This window comes from Kribbella sp. CCNWLW201 (genome assembly GCF_037203805.1).
Taxonomy (GTDB): domain Bacteria; phylum Actinomycetota; class Actinomycetes; order Propionibacteriales; family Kribbellaceae; genus Kribbella.
On record NZ_JBBCBQ010000009.1, the window covers coordinates 206,388 to 220,256 of the forward strand.

At 68.9% G+C, this 13,869-nt stretch carries 12 protein-coding genes; 3 read left to right on the top strand and 9 right to left on the bottom strand.

Features of this window, described 5'->3' with window-relative positions; translation table 11 throughout:
- Window positions 1–137: 137 nt before the first annotated feature.
- The 3 genes from V9K99_RS31610 to V9K99_RS31620 form a co-directional block, all read right to left on the bottom strand.
- Window positions 138–464, bottom strand: coding sequence for a hypothetical protein (locus V9K99_RS31610; protein ID WP_337005992.1), 327 nt, complete (start codon window positions 462–464; stop codon window positions 138–140).
- Complete coding sequence (locus tag V9K99_RS31615) at window positions 464–2,098, bottom strand: glycoside hydrolase family 13 protein (RefSeq protein WP_337005990.1); 1,635 nt, start codon at window positions 2,096–2,098, stop codon at window positions 464–466. The genes V9K99_RS31610 and V9K99_RS31615 overlap by 1 nt, the downstream gene beginning before the upstream one ends.
- A gap of 107 nt (window positions 2,099–2,205) precedes the next feature.
- Window positions 2,206–4,524 carry an ATP-binding protein gene (locus tag V9K99_RS31620; RefSeq protein WP_337005988.1) on the bottom strand — a complete coding sequence of 773 codons (2,319 nt, stop codon included), beginning with the start codon at window positions 4,522–4,524 and terminating at the stop codon, window positions 2,206–2,208.
- A gap of 58 nt (window positions 4,525–4,582) precedes the next feature.
- Here V9K99_RS31620 and V9K99_RS31625 point away from each other — a divergent pair, with 58 nt between their 5' ends.
- Entirely contained in the window at window positions 4,583–5,377 is a 795-nt protein-coding gene (locus tag V9K99_RS31625) for an alpha/beta hydrolase (RefSeq protein WP_337005986.1), read from the top strand.
- On the opposite strand, the gene V9K99_RS31630 is transcribed toward V9K99_RS31625, so the two are convergent.
- The 6 genes from V9K99_RS31630 to V9K99_RS31655 form a co-directional block, all read right to left on the bottom strand.
- The gene (locus V9K99_RS31630) at window positions 5,374–5,991 is read right to left on the bottom strand and encodes a Type 1 glutamine amidotransferase-like domain-containing protein (protein WP_337005984.1); all 618 of its coding nucleotides are present in this window, start codon (window positions 5,989–5,991) and stop codon (window positions 5,374–5,376) included. The two genes, V9K99_RS31625 and V9K99_RS31630, sit on opposite strands and share 4 nt — an antisense overlap.
- Complete coding sequence (locus V9K99_RS31635) at window positions 5,988–6,896, bottom strand: RluA family pseudouridine synthase (RefSeq protein WP_337006059.1); 909 nt, start codon at window positions 6,894–6,896, stop codon at window positions 5,988–5,990. Before V9K99_RS31635 ends, V9K99_RS31630 begins: the two co-directional genes overlap by 4 nt.
- Window positions 6,897–6,916: 20 nt before the next feature.
- Window positions 6,917–7,393: a signal peptidase II gene (gene lspA / locus V9K99_RS31640; protein WP_337005982.1), complete on the bottom strand. Its 477-nt coding sequence runs from the start codon at window positions 7,391–7,393 to the stop codon at window positions 6,917–6,919.
- A gap of 164 nt (window positions 7,394–7,557) precedes the next feature.
- Complete coding sequence (locus tag V9K99_RS31645; RefSeq protein WP_337005980.1) at window positions 7,558–8,262, bottom strand: TraR/DksA family transcriptional regulator; 705 nt, start codon at window positions 8,260–8,262, stop codon at window positions 7,558–7,560.
- A gap of 174 nt (window positions 8,263–8,436) precedes the next feature.
- Window positions 8,437–8,712, bottom strand: coding sequence for a DUF167 domain-containing protein (locus V9K99_RS31650; protein ID WP_337005978.1), 276 nt, complete (start codon window positions 8,710–8,712; stop codon window positions 8,437–8,439).
- A gap of 116 nt (window positions 8,713–8,828) precedes the next feature.
- Entirely contained in the window at window positions 8,829–9,440 is a 612-nt protein-coding gene (locus V9K99_RS31655; RefSeq protein ID WP_337005976.1) for a LysE family translocator, read from the bottom strand.
- Window positions 9,441–9,506: 66 nt separating this feature from the next.
- Here V9K99_RS31655 and V9K99_RS31660 point away from each other — a divergent pair, with 66 nt between their 5' ends.
- Together V9K99_RS31660 and ileS are read left to right on the top strand one after the other, a co-directional pair.
- A complete protein-coding gene (locus V9K99_RS31660) occupies window positions 9,507–10,427 on the top strand; it encodes a LysR family transcriptional regulator (RefSeq protein ID WP_337005974.1) in 921 nt (306 codons plus the stop codon).
- Window positions 10,428–10,668: 241 nt separating this feature from the next.
- Entirely contained in the window at window positions 10,669–13,812 is a 3,144-nt protein-coding gene (gene ileS / locus V9K99_RS31665; protein WP_337005972.1) for an isoleucine--tRNA ligase, read from the top strand.
- The last annotated feature ends 57 nt before the right edge of the window (window positions 13,813–13,869 follow it).

Below are 13,869 nucleotides of genomic sequence, written 5' to 3' on the forward strand. Positions count from 1 at the left end.
GTGCCGTGGCCCGCGGCAGGCGTGGGGGGAGCGCTGCCGCGGGCCCGGCTCCATCCTTCCCGGCCGGAGGGAACGGTAAGGATGGAGCGGCCGACCTGGCGTCGAGCAGGGGTCTCAAGGACGCCAGGTCAGCCGGTTCAGGAGGCCGCCGCCGCGACCATCAGGTGGACCGCGCCGTGGTGCTCCAGATCTCGTCGCATCATCCGGAGACCGCCGTCGGTCAGGTGCTGCTCGGTCGGCACCACCACGGCCCACACGTCGTTGTCGCTGCGGACCTCGTCCAGCAGCGCCTCGAACGCGGCCGGCGCGGTGCGGGGGTGCTCGAGGTAGACCGTGCCGAGGGCGAAGCCTTCGGCCAGCGCGAAGGCGGCCAGGCTCACCTTCGCCGCAGCGATCTCGTCGGCCGTCATCAGGACACGAGCACGGATGTAGCCGAGAGCGAGGGGTCGCGTACAGGTGTTCATCAGCAGAGGGTCCAGACTGCGCTGTTCGGGGGAACCTTCTCGCCGGCCTCGGGGTCGCTGGCGAGCAGCAGGGTGCCGTCGACCGGGTTGCAGACCGGTTGGGACGTGCAGTTCACGACACAGGCGAAGCCGTCGCCTCGGGTGAAGGCCAGTACGCCGGGCTCCGTCGGCAGCCAACGGAGTTCGCCGGAGCCGAGGGCCGGGATCCGGTGCCGCAGCGAGAGGGCCTCGCGGTAGAGGTGCAGCATCGAGTCGCCACTGCCGAGCAGCGAGTCCGCCGCGTGGTCCGCGAACCAGTCCGGCTGCGGTAGCCACGTCGTACCCGAACCGCCGTCCGGTGAGAAACCGAAGGAGTCGTGCTCGGCTCGCCACGGCAGCGGCACCCGGCAGCCGTCCCGGCCGCGCCGGACGCCGTTGGTGCGGTGATACATCGGGTCGGCCAGCACGTGCTCCGGCAGGTCGGTGACCTCCGGCAGACCCAGCTCCTCACCTTGATAGAGGTACGCCGATCCCGGCAGCGCCAGCATCAGCAGAGCCGCCGCCCGGGCCCGGGCCAGGCCGAGCTCGAGATCGCCGGGTCCGGCGCCTGGTGCACCTCCGGCATACCGGGTGACGGACCGTGGCATGTCGTGGTTGTTCAGCACCCAGGCGACGGAAGATCCGGACCCGGCGATCGTCTCGAGGCCCCGGTCGATCACGTCGTACAGCGACCGGTCGTCCCACTCGGCGCGGAGGAACTCGAAGAAGAAGGTCTGGTGCAGCTCGTCCGGGCGCTGGTAGTGGGCCAGCTGCTCGGTGTCGAGCAGGCCGACCTCGCCGACCAGGACGCGCTCCCGCCCGCTCCGCCGCGTGTACTCCTCCGCGATCGCCCGCCAGCTGCGCCAGACATCGTGCACCTCCGGTTGGTTCCAGGCATGCGGGTTGACCGGGTCGCCGGTCAGCTCGTCGTGGTCGGCGTGGTCGTGGTCGGGCAGGCCCTCGGCCTTGTGCAGCCCGTGCGCGACGTCGATCCGCAGCCCGTCCACGCCGCGGTCGAACCAGAAGCGCAGTACCTCCTCGAAGGCCGCTTCGACGTCCGGGTGCCGCCAGTTGAAGTCGGGCTGCTCGGCCGCGAACGTATGCAGGTACCACTGGCCGTCCGGCACCCGCTGCCACGCGGACCCACCGAAGATCGACCGCCAGTTGTTCGGCGGCTCGTCACCGTCACCATCCGCGAAATGAAAACGGGCCCGCTCCGGACTGCCCGGGCCGGCCGCGAGCGCCTCGAGGAACCACGGGTGTTCGATCGAGCAGTGATTCGGTACGACGTCGACGATCACCCTCAGGTCGAGCCGGTGAGCGTCCCGAAGCAGCCTGTCGAACGACTCCAGCGTCCCGTACTCCGGATGGACGCCGCGATAGTCGGAGACGTCGTACCCGTGGTCGTGCTGGGGTGAGGGGTAGAACGGGTTGAGCCAGAGGCCGTCGACACCGAGGCTGCGCAGGTACGGGAGCCGCCCGCGGACACCGTCGAGGTCGCCGATGCCGTCACCGTCCGAGTCCGCGAAGCTACGGATGTAGACCTGGTAGATGACCGCGCTCTGCCACCAGTCGCGCGCGCCGGCCCGGAGGGGTAGGCAACTCGTCTCAGGCATCGGAAGGACCTCAGCAACGTGTGGAGGGAACAACGTTGTCAGCAAGGATCCCGATGAGAGCGCGCACATACATCGGTACACCTACGGATCTGGGTACGTAGGTGTCTTTACCGCTCTGGGTGCTCCGCGACCCAGCGGGCGACCTGAGTGCGGGACGAGAAGGCGAGCTTGCTGAGGATGTGCTCGACGTGGGTCTCCGCGGTGCGCTGGGAGATGACGAGCCGGGCCGCGATCTCCCGGTTGCTCAGGCCCTCGCCGATCAGGACCGCGATCTCGTGCTCACGCCGCGTCAGCCGGCCCGCCATCCCCGGCTTCGCCACCCGGGCGCGCCCGGTCTCCTCCCCCAGCGCGAGCGAGACCGCCTGTTCGAACGAGTACGCCGCTCCCACCTGGAACGCCTCGTCGAACGCCGCGTCGCCGATCGCGGCCCGGATCCGCTGCTCGGTCATGTCGTCGAACTGGCTGTACGGCGTCGTCTCGTCGACATGTGCTCCACTCGACCGCCAGACCGCCCGTGACGCGCCCATCAACCGGGCGGCCTGGTCGGTGGGCGCGCCCGATCCGGCACACCAGGACAGCGCCTGGACACAGAACCCGATCCCGGTCCGGTCGTTCAACGGCTGCCACAGCCGGATCGCCTCCCGGAACGAGTTGGTCGCCTCGCCGTACTGTTCGTGGTCCCGCCACTGGACGATGCCGACACTCCACAGCGCATAGGCCTTCGACGAGGCCGCACCGCGGGAATCGGCCAGCTCGTAGGCCAGCCGGCTGAACCCTTCCACCCGCGGATCGCCGACGAAGAACGTTGCCGCCGACAACAGGATGAGCATGTCGAACTCACCGAGTTTGTCCCCCACCGCGCGGAACCCGGCCAGCCCTTCCTCGAGCCGCCCGATCGCAGCGGCCAGATCGCCCTGGTAGATCAGGGCATGACCGGCGACCTCCGCGATCCGGGCCCGCAGCCGATCGTCGTCGTACCGCTCGGCGAGCTCCTCGCATTCGGCCAGCAGCCGGCCGAGTTGCTCCACCTCGCCGAGGAACATGGCCAGGTAGCTGCCTGCCCAGAGTCCGAGCGCCCGAGCAGGCGTAGGCTCCGGCGCGGCCTCGATCGCCCGGGTGAGATAGCGGTGACCCTCGCGGAGGAAGCCGGCGAACCAGAAGTTCCAGATCGGTGCGGCGATCTCCACCGCGGCCGGACCCTCACCCGGCTCGGACAGGCAGAAGTCGAGCGCGACCCGCAGATTGTCGTGTTCGCGCCGCATCCGGATGTACCAGTCCGCCTGGCGCGGACCGAAGCTGTCCTCGGCCCACTCCGCGGCCAGGTTCCGGCAGTAGTCGCGATGGCGGAGCCGGAACTCGCGGGTCCGGCCGGCCTCGGCCAGCCGCATCGCGCCGTACTGGCTGATCGTGGTGAGCATGTCGTACCAGGCGACCGAGTGGTCGGTGGCGATCGTGCGGGTGATGATCGACTTGTTCACCAGGCCGGCGACGAGGTCGAGCACCTCGTCGCGCTCGATGCCGTCACCGGAACAGACCTCCTCCGCGCCCTCGAGGTCGAAGCCGCCGGAGAACACCGACAACCGTTCCCACAGCAGCTGTTCCGCCGGGGAACACAGGTCATAGCTCCAGGTCACGGCCGCGTCGAGCGCCTGCTGCCGGGCCGGTCCGGCCTGCCGCCCGGTCGCCAGCAGCCGGAACCTGTCCTCGAGCCGGTCGAGGATCTGCGCCAGCGACAGCGTCCGCATCCAGACGGCGGCGAGTTCGAGCGCCAGCGGTACGCCGTCCAGCTGCCGGCACACCTCGATCACCTGCGCCCGGTTCCGCTCGTCGATCTCGAATTCGGGCAGCACGGCCCGGACCCGGTCGGTGAAGAGCACCAACGACTCGTATTGATCGGCGTCGGCGGCCAGAGTTTCCGCCGGTGGCGTTGACAACGGCGGAACCGCGAGGACCTGCTCACCTTCCACACCCAGCACGTGCCGGCTGGTCGCCAGGATCCGGAGCTGGGGCGCCGCAGCGAGCAGTTTGCTCGCCAGTACGGCGCATGCCTCGGCAAGCTGCTCGCAGTTGTCCATCACCAGCAGCAGGTGCTTGTCCTCGAGGTACTCGGCCAGGTCGGCGGTCGGGTTGGCAGACACCTGGCTCAGCTCGAGTGCGCCCGCCAGAGTGTGCCCGAGCAACGCCGGATCGCGCAGTGCGGCCAGTTCTACGAACCACACGCCGTCGGAGAACGTACGTCGTACCTCTGCGGCCATCCGCAACGCCAGACGCGTCTTGCCGACTCCCCCGGCACCGGTCAGGGTCAGCAGACGGCTGCTCGACAGCAGCCGCCTCGTGTGCGCGAGCTCACGACGACGCCCCACGAAACTCGTCAGCTCGGCCGGAAGCCGCCCACGAGCTGTCGCGACTGGCTTCGACTCCGCCATGCCTCAGCGTAGGACGGATCTGCGCTGTTGAGACCGGCTGAGGGCGCACACTGAGGGAATGGTGCGGGTAGCGCTGATCCTGGTGTCGGTGGTCCTCCTGCTGCTGGCCGTGCTATGGGGCTACCAGCGGCAGCTGATCTATCTGCCCGACACGACCGCAGTGGCCGGCACTGTGGGCGTCAAGGACGTCGTACTGGAGACAAGTGACGGCGTGAAGCTAGGTGCGTGGCTGTTGCCGCCTCGGAAGCCGGACCGGCGCATCGCCGTACTGGTCGCCAACGGCAACGGTGGCAACCGGGCCGGACGGGTTCCACTCGCGCAAGCGCTCGCCGCTGAGGGCCTGACCGTGTTGCTGTTCGACTACCGCGGGTACGGCGGCAACGAGGGCAGTCCGAGTGAGCGAGGGCTCGCGCGGGACGTGCGTGCCGCACAGCAGTACCTGGTCGAGTACGGCGTACCGCCTGAGCGGACTGTCTACTTCGGTGAGAGCCTCGGGGCCGCGGTGGTGACCGAGCTGGCGACCTCAGCGGCGCCCGGTGGACTCGTACTGCGGTCGCCGTTCGTCGACCTGGCGTCGGTCGGGCAGGCCCACTACCCGTTCCTGCCGGTCCGGCTACTACTGCGCGACAAGTTCCCGCTGGCCGAGCAGTTGGCCGGCGTGAAGGCACCGGTCGCTGTGGTCTACGGCAGCGCGGATTCCGTCGTACCGCCGGAGCAGAGCCGCGAGGTGGCTGCGGCGGCGCCGACGTTGAAGGATCTCGTGGAGATCCCGGGAGCCGACCACAACGATGCCGCGTTGGTGCACGGGCCGGAGGTGATCGCGGCCGTCGTCAGGCTGGTCGATCAGCTCTAGACAAGCTCGCGGTGGTCTCCGTCGATGAGGAGGGCCTGACCGTCGCGCATCGGCAAATACGGTACGCCGGTCCGGTCGTAGAGCTCCGCCACTTGGGCCAGCAGTTCCGTCTCGGGATGACCCGGTGAGTCGAGGTGCGGGACGATCGCGTGGTCGAGGAGGCCGAGGCCGTCCCAGATGAGCTCGCCGTCGACCGCTTGGGCATCGTCACACAGTTCGAGACCGCGCAGGCTGGGTGCGAGGACACACGGTCCGGCGCTGTAACCGGCGTACACGATCTGCTCGTCGCGGATCAGCTCCGGCAGGATCTGGTCGGCTCCGCTCCGTGCGAGTGCTGCTCGAAGCACGAACACGTTCCCGCCGCGCACCCAGACCCCGTCGTATGACGTGAGGCGTGCCAGCAGATCAGTGGAGTCGCGGAGGTCGAGCTCCTCCGGTTGGAGGCCCAGCTCGCTGAGCCAGGTGATCTCGTCGGCGACTTTCTCCCGTCGTACGGCGGGATCCTCGGTGTCGATCGAGTTGCAGATGACGGCGACCCGCGCAGCCGGCGGCAGGATTGCGACCATCCGCTCGGGGTGGTTGCCGAGCCGGAACGACGAGAGGTAGAGCTTCACTGGCTGTCGACCAGCCGATCGAGCGCGTGGTCGAGGTCGGCCGGGTACTCCGAGGTGAACTCGACGTACTCCCCCGAGCCCGGGTGGTCGAAGCCGAGCCGCATCGCGTGCAGCCACTGCCGGCTGAGCTGCAGACGCTCGGCGAGCACCGGGTCGGCGCCGTAGGTGAGATCGCCGCAGCACGGGTGGCCGATCGCGGCCATGTGGACGCGGATCTGGTGGGTGCGGCCGGTCTCCAGGGTGATCTCGAGCAGGGTCGCGTACCGGAACGCCTCGAGCGTCTCGTAGTGGGTGACGCTCGGCTTGCCGCCCGCGACGACGCCGAACTTGTAGTCGTGGTGCGGGTGACGGTCGATCGGCGCGTCCACGGTCCCGGTGAACGGGTCGGGGTGGCCCTGGACGAGCGCGTGGTAGATCTTCTTGACCGTGCGCTCCTTGAAGGCGCGCTTCAGCACGGTGTACGCGTACTCCGTCTTCGCGACGACCATCAGTCCGGAGGTGCCGACGTCGAGCCGGTGCACGATGCCTTTACGTTCGGCGGCTCCGCTGGTGGAGATGTTGAAGCCGGCGCCGGCCAGGTGACCGATGACGGTCGGGCCGGTCCATCCCGGTGAGGGGTGCGCGGCCACGCCGACCGGCTTGTCGACCACGATGATCTCGTCGTCGTCGTACACGATCCGGAGGTTCTCGACGGTCTCCGGTACGACGGTGACCTCGGCGGGCGGTGGTGGCAACTCGACGTCCAGCAGCACGCCGGCGGAGACGCGGGCCGACTTCGCGGCTGGGGCGCCGTCGACCTGGACCAGGCCGGACTCGATCATCTCGGCGGCCTTGGTCCGGGACACGCCGAACAGGCGGGACAACGCCGCGTCCAGCCGCTCGCCGGCCAGGCCGTCCGGGACCATCACGGTCCGCGAGTCGCCAGTCACTTCTTGACTTCCTTCGTCCCGTCCAGCCGGACCCCGCGCAGGGTCTGGATCACCAGCAGCGCGGCCGCGGACGTGACGGCCATGTCGGCGACGTTGAAGATCGCCCAGTGCGGCGTCTGCAGGAAGTCGACCACGTGGCCGTGGAAGGGCGACGGCTCGCGGAAGATCCGGTCGATGATGTTGCCGACCGCACCGCCGAACAGGAACCCGAAGGCAACCGCCCAGCCGACCGACCCGAGCCGCCGGGACAGGTAGATCACCCCGAGCGCGACGATGATCTGGATCGCGCTGATGTACGGCGTGTAGCCGGACCCGAGGCTGAACGCGGCCCCGGAGTTCCGGATCAGGTTGAACTTCAGGAAGCTCCCGATCACGTTGACCGGCTCACCCGGCGTCAGATGCTCCAACGCCAACGCCTTCGTCAGCTGATCCAGGAACAGAATCAGCAACCCGACGGCCCCGAACAACACCATCAACTTCCACGACGGCCGCCGGGCCGGCGTGCTCTCACCCTCTGTCGGTACGGCGTCACCTTCAGCGGACTCTGGAGACGACGGAGAACCGGCCGACGGGGAGTCGGCCGGTTCCGTTGGCTCTGGGGGTGTGGCCCCTGCCTGATGGGACGTGTCGGGGTCGCTCAGCGGCGTTCTTCGCGTTCTTTGCATGACACGCACAGTGTCGCACGCGGGAACGCCTGCAACCGACCCTTCCCGATCGCGTTGCCACAGCTCTCACAGACGCCGTACGTACCGTCCTCGATCCGGGACAGCGCCCGCTCGATCTGGTCCAGCATGTCCCGGGCGTTGTTCGCCAGCGACATCTCGTGGTCCCGCTCCAGCGTGGTGGAACCGACGTCGGCCTGGTCGTTGCCGGCCCCGTCACCGCCGTCGCGGAGCAGCCCGACGATCTCCTGCTGGGCGTCGTGGATCTCCTTGTTCAGGTGCACCACGTCCGCCTCGAGCTCACCGCGGAGCTCGGCCAGCTCGGCCGCCGTCCACGGGGTCTCGCCGGACTTCACCGTGAGGGTCTCCGCCTTGTGTGCTGCGGACTTCGCCGGCGCCGTCGCCGGTGTCCTGTTCTCGTTCGTCTTCATGGCCACCCTCTTCGTCGGAGCTTTCTTGGCAGGGGTCTTCTTGGCCGGAGCCTTCTTCGCCGCGGTCGTGCCGGTGGATTTCTTGGTCACCGACTTCTTCGCGGAAGTCTTCTTCGCCGGCGCGGAGGTCTTCTTCACCGGTGCTTTGCGGGCCGTGGTCTTCTTGGCCGGCTCAGCGGATTTCGCGGCGCTCTTCTTGGCCGCGGCAGTGCGTTGGGGGGCGGTCTTCTTGGGAGCCGATGTAGCCATGGTCAGCTACCCCCTGCCTTCGTCGGAGACTGAAGCGGACTGGTCGCAAGACACTAGGCCACGTGCCCACCACGTGCCAGTCCGACGCGCAGACCGTGGACATACGGTAGTCGAGTCTTCAAGCCCGCTCGATGTTCCGCGCGTCACAGGCCCATTTCGGCACCCTTTTACGGATTAGCCGAGCAACTGTTCGAACCTCGGCCTCAACACTGTCTCCTCCCCCTCCACCGCAACCAGTTTGTCCCGACTGGTCGCGCCCCGCACCAACGTCACCGCGGAGCGTCGTACGCCGAACGCCGCCGCGACAGCCTCGAGAACAGCCTTCGTCGCCTGCCCCTCGACCGCGCGGGCCGTCACGGACACCACCAAGGCCGGGCCGGACGGACCGTCGTACCGGCCGCCGACCGCGGTCCGGGAGGCCCCCGGTTTGACCCGCAGCAGAATTCTCATCGCTGAATTCTCGCCTGACCACCGATTATCGGTCCCACCCCGGCCCGATTCGCGGCGATCCGCGTTTTCAGTGAGTTGATGGTGCGCCACCGAACCCGCGCTGTCCAGATCCAATCTCAACCCTTTGCGGCCAGGCGCAGGCCGAGACCGATGAAGAGGGGCCCGGTGGCCACGTCGATCCGGCGGCGCGCGGCCCGTCGCCGCCGCAGCCAGGCACCGATCCGACCGGCCAGTACGCCGACGGTCCCGTCGACCAGGAACTCCAGCCCGATCGTGATCGCACCGAGCACCGAAAACTGCAGCCACACCGGACCTGCCGCCGGATCTACGAACTGCGGCAGGAACGCGATCGTGAAGGTGACCATCTTCGGGTTGAGCAGATTCGTCAGCAGGCCGTTGAGATAGGCCTGGCGTCCCGGCATCCCACCGGCGGCCGGCGCCTCCGCCGGTGGGTCGTTCCGCCGGCGGATGAGTTGGACGCCGAGATAGATCAGGTACGCCGCTCCCACGACGCGCACCACGACGAATGCGGCCGGAACTGCCGCGAACAGCGCGACCAGTCCCGCGGCCGCCACCACGATGTGCACGGCTTCGCTGGTGGCGACCCCGGCGGTGGCGAGCAACCCGGCCCGCGGACCGCCCCGCATGCCGCAGCCCAGGACGAACAGCATGTCCGGCCCGGGCGTGATCATGGCGATGAGCGTGGTGATGGTGAACAAGAGCAGCACCCGCCAACGCTCACACAATGCATAAGTCTGCAGCCACTCTCCAGAAGCTCACCGTAAGATCAGCTAGTGCTTGATCTGCGCCGCCTCCAGCTCCTCCGGGACGTTGCCGCCACCGGGACCATCGCCGCGGCCGCGCAGCGGGCCGGATGTACGGCGGCCGCGGCCTCGCAGCAACTGGCGACGCTGGAGCGTGAGCTCGGGATCGCGGTGCTGGAACGCTCCGCCCGCAGCGTCCGGCTCACCGAGGCCGGCCGAGTGCTGGTCGAGCACGCGGATCGACTGTTCGCCGATCTCACCGAGGCCGAACGAGCGGTCCAGGAGGTCGCGGGTCTTCGCGGTGGCCGGCTGCGGGTGGCCGCGTTCGCGACCGCCGGCGTGAGTTTCGTCGTACCGGCGATGGCGCGGTTCCGGCGACGGCATCCTCAGGTTCGGCTGTCGCTCGTGGAGATGGACCCCGACGAAGCCCTGCCCGCGGTCCGGGCGGGTGGCGTGGACATGGCGGTCACCTTCGAGTACGCGCCACTGACCAGACCCGACCTGCGCGGCCTCAGCCAACTCCCCCTGTACGGCGATCCGCTGCTGCTCGCGATCCCGCGGCAACGAAACGCGCCGGCACCGGCCCGGGTCCGGCTGGCCGACTACGCCGGCTCCGACTGGATCGCGGCCCGCGCTCCGACCGGACTCCACGCGGTCACCGAGGAGGCTTGCCGGTCCGCCGGATTCCAGCCACGGATCAGCGCCCGGGTGCACAGCTACTCACTCGCGCTGGCGATGGTCGCCGGCGGGTTCGGCGTCACCATCGTGCCGCGGCTCGCCGCCGAGCCGCACCGTGACGTCGTACTCGCGCCGATCGGGCGACCCTCCGGCCTGGTTCGGCAGATCTACGCCACGACCCGGGCCGTCGATCGGTCGCCGGCCATCGCGCAGTTGTCCCGCTGTCTGACCGAGGTCCTCACCGAACCCGGGTCGCCGGTTAACGATTCGTAGTTGCCAGGCCGGGAGTCGTACACTGACAACCGCGATCCGCAAGGCATTGATGGGGCCATCACCCCGGAGCCGCCGGAAGAACGGTCCACCAGGACTCACTAGAACCGGCAGCGACGCATAAGGAAGTGGGTGGCTCTGCCCCGAGCCGCCAAGGAGGGTGGTACCGCGCGGCGGTCCGGCGACAACGCCGGCGCTTCGTCCCTCGTCCAGCACGCAACAGGCTCGACGAAGGACGACTGAGATGGCAACAACTCCGTGGCGGCAGGTCCCGGCGCAGGTGGACTTCCCCGCGCTCGAGCGGGAGGTGCTCGTCCACTGGGACCAGCACGACACCTTCGCCAAGAGCCTCGACCAATCCGCCGGCGGTCAGCCGTGGACCTTCTTCGAGGGCCCGCCGACCGCGAACGGGATGCCCGGCACCCACCACATCGAGGCGCGCGTCTTCAAGGACGTCTTCCCGCGCTACCGGACGATGAAGGGCTTCTGGGTCGAGCGCAAGGCCGGCTGGGACTGCCACGGCCTGCCGGTCGAGGTCGCGGTCGAGAAGGAACTCGGTTTCAACGGCAAGAACGACATCGAGGCGTACGGCATCGCCGAGTTCAACGCCAAGTGCCGCGAGTCGGTGCTGCGGCACGTGGACGCGTTCAACGAGCTGACCGTCCGGATGGGCTACTGGGTCGACCTGGAGCACCCGTACCGGACGATGGACCCGGAGTACGTGCAGTCCGTCTGGTGGTCACTCAAGCAGATCCACGACAAGGGTCTCCTGGTCGAGGACTACCGCATCACGCCGTACTGCCCCCGCTGTGGCACCGGTCTGTCCGACCACGAGCTCGCGCAGGGCTACGAGACCGTCATCGACCCGTCGGTGTACGTCCGGTTGCCGCTGACCTCCGGTCCGCTGGCAGGCAAGGCCTCGCTGCTGGTCTGGACGACGACGCCGTGGACCCTCGTTTCCAACACCGCGGTCGCAGTGCACCCGGATGTGCAGTACGTCGTCGCCACCGACGGCGTCGAGTCGCTGGTGGTCGCGGAGCCGTTGCTGAGCACGCTGGGCGAGGGCTGGACGGTCACCGGTCAGTACGGCGGCCGCGAGATGGAGCGGTGGACGTACCAGCGGCCGTTCGAGCTGGTCGAGTTCCCCGAGCCGGCGCACTACGTCGTACTGGCTGACTACGTCACCACCGAGGACGGCACCGGTCTGGTGCACCAGTCCCCCGCGTTCGGTGCGGACGACCTCGCGGTGTGCCGTGCGTACGGCCTGCCGGTGGTGAACCCGGTCGAGGCGGACGGTCACTTCCAGGCCGACGTACCGCTGGTCGGCGGGCAGTTCTTCAAGAAGGCCGACGAGGACCTCGTGAAGGACCTGCAGGAGCGCGGCGTGCTCTTCCGGCACGTCCCGTACGAGCACCCGTACCCGCACTGCTGGCGCTGCCACACCCCGGTCATGTACTACGCCCTCCCCTCTTGGTACATCCGCACCACGCAGGTGAAGGACGCGCTGCTCCGCGAGAACGAGAAGACCAACTGGTATCCGGACTCGGTCAAGTGGGGCCGGTACGGCGACTGGCTGCGGAACAACATCGACTGGGCCGTCTCGCGGTCCCGCTACTGGGGTACGCCGCTGCCGATCTGGCGGTGCGAGGACGACCACCAGGTGTGCGTCGGCTCGCTGGCCGAGCTCGGTGAGCTGGCCGGCCGGGACCTGAACGACACTGACCCTCACCGGCCCTACGTCGACGACATCACCTTCGACTGCCCGACCTGCGGCAACGAGGCCCGGCGCGTGCCCGAGGTGATCGACGCCTGGTACGACTCGGGTGCGATGCCGTTCGCCCAGTGGGGCTACCCGTGGGCCGAAGGGTCGAAGGAGAAGTTCGAGCAGACCTACCCGGCCGACTTCATTTCCGAGGCGATCGACCAGACCCGCGGCTGGTTCTACACGCTGATGGCGGTCGGCACGCTGGTCTTCGACGAATCGTCGTACCGCAACGTCGTCTGCCTCGGGCACATCATGGCCGAGGACGGCCGGAAGATGTCCAAGCACCTGGGCAACATCCTCGAGCCGATCCCGCTGATGGACGACCACAGCGCGGACGCGGTGCGCTGGTTCATGGCCGCCTCCGGGTCGCCGTGGAAGGCCCGCGGTATCGGGCCGAACGTGCTGAACGAGATCGTCCGGAAGGTGCTGCTCACCTACTGGAACACGGTCGCCTTCCACGCCCTGTACGCCCGGCTGGCCGACTGGTCGCCGACTGCCGACGTACCGCCGGTGGCCGAGCGCTCGGTGCTGGACCGATGGCTGGTCAGCGAGACGCACCGGCTGGTCCGGGACACCGACGAGGCCTACGCGGACTTCGACACGCAGCGACTCGGGTCGCTGATCAACTCGTTCGTCGACGTACTGTCCAACTGGTACGTACGGCGTTCGCGTCGCCGCTTCTGGGCCGGTGAGCCCGGGGCGCTCGCCACGCTGCACGAGACGCTCGACGTACTCACCCGGGTGATGGCGCCGCTGACGCCGTTCGTGACCGAGCGGGTCTGGCAGGACGTGTTCCGCCCGGTCGACCCGAGCCTGCCGGAGTCGGTGCACCTGACGAGCTTCCCGGCGTACGACGAGACGCTCATCGACGACGTACTCGCACAGCACGTGTCGATGGCGAAGCGGGTCGTCGAGCTCGGCCGATCGGCGCGAGCGGAGGCGAAGGTGCGGACGCGCCAGCCGCTGTCCCGCGCCCTGGTCGGGTCGGCCGCGATCGCGGACCTGTCCGCCGAACTGCTGCAGGAGATCGCCGACGAGCTGAACGTGGGCTCGGTCGAGCCGCTCTCCTCGGCCGGCGCCGACCTGGTCGAGTTCTCTGCCAAGGGCAACTTCCGCGAACTCGGCAAGCGGTTCGCCAAGCAGACCCCGGTGGTCGCGGCCGCGATCGCCGCCGCCGACGCCGCCGCCCTGGCCGCCGCCCTGAAGGAGTCCGGTACGGCGACAATCGTGGTCGACGGTGAGAACGTCGAGGTCGGCGAGTCCGACGTCCTGCTGTCGGAGCGGCCGCGTGAAGGCTGGTCCGTGGTGAACGAGCAGGGCGAGACCGTTGCCCTCGACCTCGAAGTCACCCCGGAGCTCCGGCAGGCCGGCCTGGCCCGCGAGGTGGTCCGGACGTTGCAGGAGGCCCGGAAGAACGCGGGTCTCGAGGTGTCGGACCGGATCAGGGTCTGGCTGACCTCGACCGACACCGACCTGACCGATGCCCTCGGCAAGCACGCCGACGAGATCGCCCGCGAGGTGCTCGCCGTCGAGCTCAGCCAGTCGGCCCCGTCCGAGTCCGCGGACGTTGCCACCGGCACCGAAGAGGACCTGCAGCTCACCTACTGGCTGACCAAGGCCTAGTTCAGCGAGGTGGACGCGCCGCCCTGGCCCGCAAGGCCGGGGCGGCGCCCAACAGAT

Coding starts and splice junctions, on each gene's coding strand:
- V9K99_RS31610 (WP_337005992.1), bottom strand. CDS start 464: ATGAACACCTGTACGCGACCCCTCGCTCTCGGCTACATCCGTGCTCGT.
- V9K99_RS31615 (WP_337005990.1), bottom strand. CDS start 2,098: ATGCCTGAGACGAGTTGCCTACCCCTCCGGGCCGGCGCGCGCGACTGG.
- V9K99_RS31620 (WP_337005988.1), bottom strand. CDS start 4,524: ATGGCGGAGTCGAAGCCAGTCGCGACAGCTCGTGGGCGGCTTCCGGCC.
- V9K99_RS31625 (WP_337005986.1), top strand. CDS start 4,583: ATGGTGCGGGTAGCGCTGATCCTGGTGTCGGTGGTCCTCCTGCTGCTG.
- V9K99_RS31635 (WP_337006059.1), bottom strand. CDS start 6,896: ATGGTCCCGGACGGCCTGGCCGGCGAGCGGCTGGACGCGGCGTTGTCC.
- lspA (WP_337005982.1), bottom strand. CDS start 7,393: ATGGTGTTGTTCGGGGCCGTCGGGTTGCTGATTCTGTTCCTGGATCAG.
- V9K99_RS31645 (WP_337005980.1), bottom strand. CDS start 8,262: ATGGCTACATCGGCTCCCAAGAAGACCGCCCCCCAACGCACTGCCGCG.
- V9K99_RS31650 (WP_337005978.1), bottom strand. CDS start 8,712: ATGAGAATTCTGCTGCGGGTCAAACCGGGGGCCTCCCGGACCGCGGTC.
- ileS (WP_337005972.1), top strand. CDS start 10,669: ATGGCAACAACTCCGTGGCGGCAGGTCCCGGCGCAGGTGGACTTCCCC.